A 9,476-nucleotide genomic window follows, 5' to 3' on the forward strand; every position below is an offset into this window, starting at 1 on the left:
GCCTATCACTTCAAATAAACCTATCCCCTTTTCGCCTTCTGCATTGGTTCCGGTCCAAATCGAGGAGTCACCAATAATCATGAAGTCATTAAAACTGGTTAATGAAGTTGAGCCAATAACGTGATTTGAAAGCTCTGGAAATAGCGCAAACGAGCCACCAATAAAAATGACAAATAACCACGGTGCACATAATTTTGAAAAGTCAGCCACCGTAGAAAAACCATACATGGCAACAAACACCACTATCGAACCAACAGCCAGTACGATAGCAACAAACCAAAGGCTATTTGGATACCAATTAAGCTGAGCAGGTATATCAAATAAAAATCGCACCGCGGTGGAGGAAACAGTGATCATTGCCGCTGATATGACACTAAAAATGACCACATTTGCCCAGTTATAGAGCTTAGTCATTGAGTTGCCCGCAATTTTGTTTAAATAATTATATAAACTTAAGCGAGTTTCGACAGCAATTGGCGCCGTAAGTAACCACCATGAGCACATGGCAAGTAAGTTACCTATTAGCAAGCCAAGTAAAATATCAATTGTCGAAGCACCCAGTGCCACAAATGTTGCACCGATTACAAATTCAGTTGCTGCTACATGCTCTCCAGCATACAGCCCAGCAAAGTGTTTCCAACCATGAAGTTTATGTTGAGCAACAGGAAGCTGTTCTTCGTTAACTTCACTTAAATTAGGTGTGTTTTGATGTGTTGTCATTATCATTTCCTATGCCTTTACTACTTATTCGTATTTTTGCTCAAAAAAATAGTTTCAGACGTATTATTAATCGTTATGAAATGTTTTTAAGAATTCTTTCAGCTGTGTATTCATTTGTGATCAGCGAATTAATCAGCTTACCTTGCAAAGCACTTTCAATAGCCGCGACTTTTTCAGGGCCTGCGGCAATACCAAATACAGGTTTTTCAGTATTTTTTTGCAGTGGTACACTTAGTAAACGCTCGGTCAGTGTGTTATTAATGAGTGTGCCGTTTTTGTCATAAAGCCAACTCACTATTTCGCCGGTAACCCCGGCATCTTGAAATGATTGCAGCTCATCTGTATCTATAAAACCATCTAACAGAAGCGGTGAGCTAGGTGTCATATGTCCAATCCCCACAAAGGTCGCATCAGCATTGGCTGCTAAGTTAAAAATATTTTTAACTGGCGCTAAGTCATGTAATAACTCTTTTTGTGCTTGGGTTTGCGCTAATAAAGGCAACGGTAAAGGAAAGTGCTTAGCGTTAACCCGATTAGCCATACTTACTACAATATCAAATTTAGATGCTGAGCCATCTTCCATCATGTTACCCACTAGCGATACCAACTTATGTTGCTCGCACTCCATGCTTGGCAATTCATCGATACAGGCTTTTAATGACCGTCCAGTACCAAATGCAAGAGTTTTTGGTTGCTTTGATTTTAGATAACGCTCTAAAATTTTAGCGCCACTTTGTGCAAGCCCATATGATGAGTTGATATCATTTGGATCACTTGGGGCGACTTCACATTCTAATAAATTAAATTCAGCCTTTAACTGCTCAGCAAGCTCCATACAACGTGTAATAGGATGATCTAAACGTACTTTTATCAAACTTTCACTAACTGCAAGGGCGACCAAGCGCTGTGCTGATTGACGTGATACATCCAATTTTTGTGCTATTTCGTCTTGGGTATTTTTAGCTACATAGTAAAGCCATGCAGCTCGAGCAGCGTCTTCTAGCTTTTTTAATTCACTGTTTGATTTTTCATTCATAATTATTGTTTGTGTGTGAGTTTAGGATAAGCAGTAAAAAATGACCGCCAATGGGTAAGTAACGCAACATTAGGGAAATTTAAATGCACATGATTTATTCCCCCAACTAAATGTTGGCCACCACTATAGTGAACAACCTGCATATTTGCGCTCAAGGCTGCTTGAACACCAGCGCTACTGTCTTCAATCACTAAGCAATTTTGAGGTGAAACCTCCATCGACGCAGCTGCATGTAGAAATAAATCTGGTGCAGGCTTGCCAGAGGTAACTTCTTCACTGGTAAAAATATTCTTAAAGATCGACTCAAAATTAACAGCTTGCAATGCTTTTTTTGTTCTTGAACGACTACTACTTGTAGCAATACAAAATGGTACATTAAGGTTTTTAAGTACCTCATGAATACCTGTTGTTGCTTGTAAGTGCTCGGCGAACATAGTAACTAATATTTTCCGGTAATCGTTTTCAAATTGGCTTGGCAAGTTAATCCCAAAAGCGGTTGCAACTTTTTCGCTGACAGTTTTAAAACTGCAGCCTAAAAAATGCTGCTGTACATAGCGCTTATCTATATTGATATTTAAATCGCGCAGCATGCTGATTAACACGCGGGCACTTAATACCTCACTGTCGATAACAACACCGTCACAATCAAAAATCACTAGCTCTATGTTATTGGCCATTTTGCCACCTTTTTGTGCATTTAGATTTTCACCTCACCAGCATGGGCATTAGCCCAAGCAGTGGGCATACTCTCTTTTACATATACTAATGTCAATAAAAAGTGAATAATAAACGCACCAGCATGGTGATTTCAGGTAAAAAAACACCTGAAAACCCATGCTTTCAATAGAGTTATAGTCAAATACTAGACTAAGGTCTAATGCCTCACTATTACATTGAGAAAACCAAACCAATCTAAAATACAAATCAAACCAATCTAATCAATCACCTTTACCGAATAAAAGCTTACTCATATACTCAGTACCAATTAATAAGCCAACTGACTGGCACAATATCTAGAGGTCACTATGAATAAACTAACTAACAATAAAGCTAAATTAACCTTAAGCGCTATTATGCTCGCAATGGCATTACCTAGCAGTGCAGCAACGCTAACTAAAGATAACGGCGCGGCGGTTGGCGATAACCAAAACTCAATTACCGCTGGTGAACGCGGTAGCGTATTACTTGAAGACGTACAATTAATTCAAAAACTGCAACGCTTTGCTCGTGAACGTATTCCAGAGCGTGTAGTACATGCACGTGGTACCGGTGCACATGGTGTATTTACGGCAAGCAAAGCGCTAGATGACTTAACTATTGCAGCCCCATTTAACGAAATAGACAAAGAGACAGAAGTATTTGTACGATTTTCATCAGTTATCCACTCTAAGGGTAGTCCTGAAACCTTGCGTGATCCACGCGGCTTTGCAACTAAGTTTTATACTGACGAAGGTAACTGGGATTTAGTAGGTAACAACCTGCCGGTATTTTTTATTCGTGATGCGATCAAATTCCCTGACATGGTACATTCATTAAAACCATCACCTATCGATAACATCCAAGATCCAAATCGTTTTTTTGATTTCTTCTCGTATGAGCCGGGCTCTACTCACATGCTAACATGGGTTTACAGTGATAACGGTACACCAGCAAGCCTACGTAAAATGGATGGCTTTGGCGTACATGCATACAAAATGATTAATAAATCCGGTGATGTAAAATACGTTAAGTTCCATTGGGTAAGCAAACAAGGTATTGATAACTTAAGTGCAAAAGAGGTAACCGAAGTACAAGGTAAAAACTTTCAGCACTTAACTCATGACCTATACACCGAAATCAATAAGGGTAACTTTCCTAAGTGGGATCTGTATATAAAAACGCTTACACCATCGCAACTAAATAACTTTGATTACAACCCATTAGATGCTACAAAAATGTGGTTAGGTGTTAAAGAAACTAAAGTCGGTACCATGACGTTAAACCGTGTACCAGATAACTTTTTCCAATCGACAGAACAAGTTGCCATGGCACCGGGTAATATTATTCCGGGCATTGAGCCATCAGAAGATAGGCTGCTACAAGGTCGCGTATTTTCATACGCAGATACACAAATGTATCGCCTAGGTGCTAACCATCAACAACTGCCAGTTAACCGTACAAAAGTTGATGTAGTTAATTATAACCAAGATGGTGCTATGAACTACGGTAATACTCAAGGTAACGTTAACTATCAACCAAGCCACGAAAATGTAGCTGAGAATCCAATTGCTCGTAGAAGCCAAACGAAACTAAAAGGTTTTGTACAGCAAGCAGCTATTAAAAAGCAGCAAAACTTCGCTCAAGCAGGCGTTTTATACCGCAGCTTTAGCAAGCAAGAGCGTACTAATTTAGTTAGCAACCTAGCGGGCGACTTAGGTAAAGTAAAAGACAGCAACGTTAAGCACAAAATGCTTAGTCACTTTTACAAAGCCGATACTGAATACGGTACACGCTTAACTAAAGCCGTAAACGGCGATATTAAAATGGTTAAGCAACTAGCCAATAAACTTTAACAACCCGACCCTAACCATTTAGAGGAGGACTTGCTCTTCCTCTTTTTTACAGGACACATTTATGCGTTACTTACTAATAGTTTTATTCGCTGTTTTGAGCTTTAAAGCCGCTGCTAATGAACCAAAAACAGATACACAATCGCAATATGATAACTTGCTTGCATATTACTTTGCTGCTGCACGCACTGATGATGATACCGTTATTAGCCAATTTGTAAGCGCGGGAGTACCTATTAATAGCTATAACAATAAGGGATATTCAGCCTTAATGATTGCCACCTACCACGGCCATAAAAAAACAGTAAATACCTTATTAAACCTCGGAGCTAATGCATGTTTAGAAGACAACCGTGGCAACACAGCACTAATGGCCGCGATCTTTAGAGGTGAGTTTAGTATTGCCAAAACCTTAGTTAGTCTCGATTGCGATGCAGAACATGTAAATAAAGCAGGGCAAACTGCTGAACAATTTGCACAAACCTTTGGCCAACAAAAGGTGATAGAGTTATTAGATAAGTACAAAACTAAATAGATAGCAATTTATAGAGCTCGTTAGCCAGCTTTTTATGTCCACTTTTAGGAATGTGTATACCTTCACTTTTACAAGGTTCGACGAGCGGGTAGCAATCTAAAAACTCACAACCGTATTTTTTAGCAACCTGCATAAAATGCAGCCCTAATGCTTTAGATTTTTGCTCAGCATCTTTATAAACTTTTTGATACTGCCCCACTTCAAACACTTTTGGTGGACTTAAAATAATGATTAAGGGTTGATTGCTAGGTTTTTGGTTTTTCTGTTTTTGGTGACTAAGTTCGTGATTAATTACTTGCCGATAAAAAGCCTTAATACTCATTATTAATTGCTCTAAACCCTCAGCTATTTGTTTGGGTGTTAAAGCGAAACGGGCTTTTAAATCATTCGTACCTAACTGAATAATGATTGCATCCAGCTTATGCTCTTCAAGATACGGTTTTAAATATTTTATGCCTGATTTATCACCGGTAAACGCTAAGTTTTTCACTAAAGTACGGTTAGGTTGACCAGCTTCTATTACATGGCATTGCTCAGCTAACTGCTGTTTAAGTAAAGTTGGAAAGCGCTCGTATTCTGATAGCCGCTTTCCATCTAAGGGTGATATACCAAAGGTATTTGAGTCACCAAAACACAATATATTCATTAAAAAGGATTCAAAGTATAACCTTGTTGCTGCAGCTGTGCATGGGCTGTCATCGCTGAAAGCGACATTTTTACGCCAGGAATAAGTTCTTCAGGAGCAACCTTCATATGCGTAGCTGATTGCCCGCAGACATATATAACAGTATTATTTTCAAGTAATTGGTTTATAAGAGATTGATTTTTATTATCCATACCAAAGCGCTTTTTATAAAAGCTATTTTCTAGTACATCAACACTTGCGCCACCATGTACCACCAGGGCTAATTGAATATTTTCAAGCTTAACACCATGTGCTACATGCAAATTAATAAAGCGTGCCAAGCTATCTATATAGTTATTTTTCGCGCCTTTTTCCGCACCACCACCAACATCAAAAGCAACTTTAAATTTTGTTTGTTTATCTATAGGCGCATGATTTGGTACTTCATAAAAACGGCCAAAATCTTTTATAATGGGTTCGCTTTGCTCAGCAGTTGCAATAAAGCTAACTAAAGTAAGTGCTACGGCTAAAAATAATGATTTCATAAATTATCCTTTTCTTTTTTGTTTAACCTACCCTAACTCTATTTAAAGTAATTAACTAGCTTGAATATACTGGTGTGATTGAAAAGTCATTCCTAAATAAAGAAAAATGTATTTACACTTAACGTAAATGCATCGGGTGCTGAGGGAGGTGCCGCATTAGACAGTAGTGAAAACTACTTTTGTAGTCGTGTTCTAAGCTTAGATTTTAGGATTGCGATTGTTATTTATTAATTTTTCTTGCATTTGGTTAGCTCCTTTTTTTATGGTGGAGCGAAGCTATGACCGTTCAACATAAAAAACTCCTCGAAGCTAATTTAACCGCAGGTTATGTCGCTAAGCGCAGTGGTGTAAAAGTATCAGCACTGCACTTTTACGAAACTGAAGGCCTAAGCAGAAGCTGGCGCAGCAGCGGTAACCAACGTCGCTGTAAACCCGATGTACTGAAACGTGTAGCGCTTATAAAAGCTGCGCAAACGATGGGAGTAACACTTGAAGCAATTAAACAGACATTAGCCACTTTACCTGATAAACGCACTCCGACAAAAAAGGACGGGGCAGCTACAAACTCTTACAAAGCAAGTTTTATACTGAAGGTTTTTTTATTAAACCTCGCATACACCATAAATAGTGAAAAAGTGTTCTGGCGCTTCCTCAATTGGTATATCGTATGTTTGTGGCTCTTTCGAGATATCACAAACTAAATCATCAAGTAGTCTTTTTAGTGTGTCACTTTGCTCATGCAAAACAACTCTGATAGCCCATAGTACAACACCTTCTGGTGTACCATTTTCTAAATAAATATGCTGAGTCAACGACTCATTATCAAACATATTTGAGGGTTTAGACGTATTAATCGTTTTCTCAGTAAACGCAAAATAACCCTTATCATCTGTTGTTGTTTCATCTATGTATTCGTCACCATAAGTCAGCGATCTAATTACTTTAGTATCAGCAACGGGTAATCCTTCATTTAATAATCGCCCCTGTACAGGTGCTGATAAAACAAATTCTTGTTTATTAAAAAAACCAAACATACCTGCAAAAGCCTGCGTTGTAGTAAAAAAAACAATAGTAATAGATACAATTACCAGTAATAACCCCTTTAATCTTGATAATAAAATGCCAAACCTCCCAAGCTTGAGTCTTAGAGCACACAATTTATGAATCAGAAGCTCAGCTTAGACACTATTTCTTTATAATACAGTGTCTTCGTGCTTCTCAGTAACTAGAGGGCACTTATTAACGGTCTTAGGTATAAAAGCCCCGCGATGAATAAAGCCAAGTTTAATACAATAATAAACCACAAGATCACAATAAAACGCCGCTTTTTAGATTTATGGCGAAACCATTGCTGAGCTAATAATGCCCCAGGCCAACCACAACAAAGTGCAAAGATGTGCAAACTACGCTCAGGCACTCGAGTCGATGCCTGAGTAGTGTTCATGGCTAAATGCTTATCCCACTTATATACTAAGAGAGTTACTGTACTCATTAGGGCATACATGCCTGCAACAAAAGTTGGCCAATAACCAAACTTCCCACCAATAAACAGCCCAGCCAGAAAACAGCCAGCAAATAGTATTAATATTTTTTTAATAAGCAAGCAGTGGCCCATACTAATCTTGTTAATAATGATTAGAATTGATTATGACACACTTAAAAATCTTTCTGTGATCTGTTTGTACTTTCTAAATACATACTAACCAGGGATGAATCGTCACTTTTCACTAAGAATTGGTTTTTAACCCTCTTTAGTGACTTGCCAGGCTGATTGACTACTAAACGTAAACCACTAATGCGATATATGAGATATGAGAGGTGAAAGGAAAATAACAAAGTGCATAAACTAGTCAGAAAGTAGCGCTTTAAAAATACCAGAGCACTCTGGTTAAAATAAAAAGCGCGGCTGTATGGCCGCGCTATTAAGGTTGTTACTGTTATTTAGCAAACTTTTTAAATGGTTCATCTACCGGCGTATCGGCTAAATGGTTAGTGTAATTACTCATCACCTTTTGCGATAAACCGACCACGATTTCAAGCAACTGTTGCTTAGTAAAACCTGCATTAAAGAACGTTTCAAGCTCTGCATCACTAATCACACCACGGTTGCGGGTCATAGCAAGCGTGGTATCACGCAGCACTTCTAGCTTTTTATCGCTAAGAGGCGTTTTATTTACAAGTGCATCAACAATTTCTTGATCAACATTCATACCTGCAGCAATTGCGCTATGAGCGGGTACGCAATAGTGACATTCGTGCTCTACATTAATGGTTTGCCAAACCACTGTAAGCTCTTCTTTATTAAACGAGGTGTTTTGAAATAGCTCATGCAAAACTTGATAACCCTCAAGTAGGGTTGGCGCTTCAGCCATTACCGCATGCAGATTTGGCACCATACCAAATGCTTCTTTTGATTTAGCAAGTAGTGATTTTGCAGCTTCTGGGGCGTTTTCTTGAGTGTATAAAGTAAAGTCTGTCATATCATCTCCAACAGTTTGATTATTAACAATGGCATTAGAATAGTTGATTTTGAACGTTTGTTCAAGTTAAAATTGAACGTATGTTCAACTTATGAATTTTCTGATGGCTAATAAAATAAAATTCGATCGTGATAACGTAGTGCAGCTTGCTAGTCAATTATTTTGGCAAAAGGGCTTCCATGCGACCTCTACCCGTGATCTACAAGACACCATTGATATGCGCCCAGGCAGTATTTATGCAGCATTTGGATCTAAAGAAGGTTTATATTGCGAGGCGTTAAAAAATTACACCACGATGATGCAAGCAACATTAGAGCAATGCTTAGCTGAGAGTGAAACAGTCTTAGCGGGTCTTAAAGCATTTGTGCAGCAGGTTACTATTGCAGATAAGCAATGCAGTCAACCCAGCGAAATATGCATGTTGGTTAAAGCTAATGCAGAGTTTAGCGAACAACAACCGCAGTTAAAGGCATTAAGTGAAACGCTGCTTGCTCAGTTTGAGCAATATTTAGCGTCGTTATTCACTAAAGCTCAAGCAAATAATGAACTGGCAAACGATCTACCTGCAATTGAATATGCCCGTCTGTTTCAAATTCAATTTACAGGGCTGCGCAGTTACTTACACCGTCCACAACCTCACAACACCGCAATGAACTTAATTGATAGTATGTTTGTGATGTTAAAGCAGCTATAAAAACGTAATAACGAGGGTCTGTTGACCTTTGCGGATTAAAATTTGTTCAAACTCGGGGCGGTTTAATCGCTTTGCTCGGTTTGTAACCTAGTGGGCTAAGTAAAAACCGAGCAAAGCTTCCGCGTCCTGCTTACGCCCCTTACCTACATCCATGTAGGCAACAAAGAGTAAATCGCCCCGAGGCAGAACCCAAAGGGCAGCGCCTGTTTGGCATTGATGCTGCGTTATCACCTATTTATGGGGAATAACCACACTACATAGGCGCTGCCTTGCCTAACTACCAAACAGACTG

Annotated in this window: 10 protein-coding genes and 2 pseudogenes; 4 read left to right on the forward strand and 8 right to left on the reverse strand. The window is 38.9% G+C overall.

Annotated elements, in window-relative coordinates; all coding sequences use genetic code 11:
- The 3 genes and pseudogenes from ACT3RM_RS15650 to ACT3RM_RS15660 all read right to left on the reverse strand — a co-directional run.
- Window positions 1–720: pseudogene (locus tag ACT3RM_RS15650) on the reverse strand (hypothetical protein); the annotation flags it as partial.
- Between the two features lie 73 nt (window positions 721–793).
- Entirely contained in the window at window positions 794–1,756 is a 963-nt protein-coding gene (locus ACT3RM_RS15655; protein ID WP_441836475.1) for a sugar-binding transcriptional regulator, read from the reverse strand.
- A gap of 2 nt (window positions 1,757–1,758) precedes the next feature.
- Entirely contained in the window at window positions 1,759–2,433 is a 675-nt protein-coding gene (locus ACT3RM_RS15660; protein ID WP_441836476.1) for an HAD family hydrolase, read from the reverse strand.
- A 348-nt stretch (window positions 2,434–2,781) separates the two neighbouring features.
- Here ACT3RM_RS15660 and ACT3RM_RS15665 point away from each other — a divergent pair, with 348 nt between their 5' ends.
- Together ACT3RM_RS15665 and ACT3RM_RS15670 are read left to right on the forward strand one after the other, a co-directional pair.
- Window positions 2,782–4,308, forward strand: a complete 1,527-nt coding sequence (locus tag ACT3RM_RS15665) for a catalase (protein WP_441836477.1) — start codon at window positions 2,782–2,784, stop codon at window positions 4,306–4,308.
- A 61-nt stretch (window positions 4,309–4,369) separates the two neighbouring features.
- A complete protein-coding gene (locus ACT3RM_RS15670; RefSeq protein ID WP_441836478.1) occupies window positions 4,370–4,840 on the forward strand; it encodes an ankyrin repeat domain-containing protein in 471 nt (156 codons plus the stop codon).
- Here ACT3RM_RS15670 and ACT3RM_RS15675 read toward each other — a convergent pair.
- On the reverse strand, window positions 4,833–5,486 hold the full coding sequence (locus tag ACT3RM_RS15675) for a GDSL-type esterase/lipase family protein (RefSeq protein ID WP_441836479.1): 654 nt from the start codon (window positions 5,484–5,486) through the stop codon (window positions 4,833–4,835). The two genes, ACT3RM_RS15670 and ACT3RM_RS15675, sit on opposite strands and share 8 nt — an antisense overlap.
- Window positions 5,486–6,010: a DsrE family protein gene (locus ACT3RM_RS15680; protein ID WP_441836480.1), complete on the reverse strand. Its 525-nt coding sequence runs from the start codon at window positions 6,008–6,010 to the stop codon at window positions 5,486–5,488. The genes ACT3RM_RS15675 and ACT3RM_RS15680 overlap by 1 nt, the downstream gene beginning before the upstream one ends.
- Window positions 6,011–6,288: 278 nt before the next feature.
- On the opposite strand from ACT3RM_RS15680, the pseudogene ACT3RM_RS15685 reads away from it, so the two are divergent.
- Window positions 6,289–6,570 (forward strand): annotated as a pseudogene (locus tag ACT3RM_RS15685) (MerR family transcriptional regulator); the annotation flags it as partial.
- Between the two features lie 42 nt (window positions 6,571–6,612).
- Here ACT3RM_RS15685 and ACT3RM_RS15690 read toward each other — a convergent pair.
- From ACT3RM_RS15690 to ACT3RM_RS15700, 3 genes are all read right to left on the reverse strand, one after another.
- A complete protein-coding gene (locus ACT3RM_RS15690; RefSeq protein ID WP_441995254.1) occupies window positions 6,613–7,044 on the reverse strand; it encodes a DUF6795 domain-containing protein in 432 nt (143 codons plus the stop codon).
- Between the two features lie 191 nt (window positions 7,045–7,235).
- On the reverse strand, window positions 7,236–7,613 hold the full coding sequence (locus ACT3RM_RS15695) for a DUF1294 domain-containing protein (RefSeq protein WP_441836628.1): 378 nt from the start codon (window positions 7,611–7,613) through the stop codon (window positions 7,236–7,238).
- A 334-nt stretch (window positions 7,614–7,947) separates the two neighbouring features.
- A complete protein-coding gene (locus tag ACT3RM_RS15700; protein ID WP_441836627.1) occupies window positions 7,948–8,490 on the reverse strand; it encodes a carboxymuconolactone decarboxylase family protein in 543 nt (180 codons plus the stop codon).
- A 103-nt stretch (window positions 8,491–8,593) separates the two neighbouring features.
- Between ACT3RM_RS15700 and ACT3RM_RS15705 the strand changes: the two genes are divergently transcribed.
- Window positions 8,594–9,184 (forward strand): TetR/AcrR family transcriptional regulator, encoded by a 591-nt coding sequence (locus tag ACT3RM_RS15705; protein WP_441836626.1) that lies wholly within the window; start codon window positions 8,594–8,596, stop codon window positions 9,182–9,184.
- Window positions 9,185–9,476: the final 292 nt, after the last annotated feature.

This window comes from Pseudoalteromonas sp. AOP7-A1-14, assembly GCF_052376275.1.
Classification (GTDB): Bacteria; Pseudomonadota; Gammaproteobacteria; order Enterobacterales; family Alteromonadaceae; genus Pseudoalteromonas.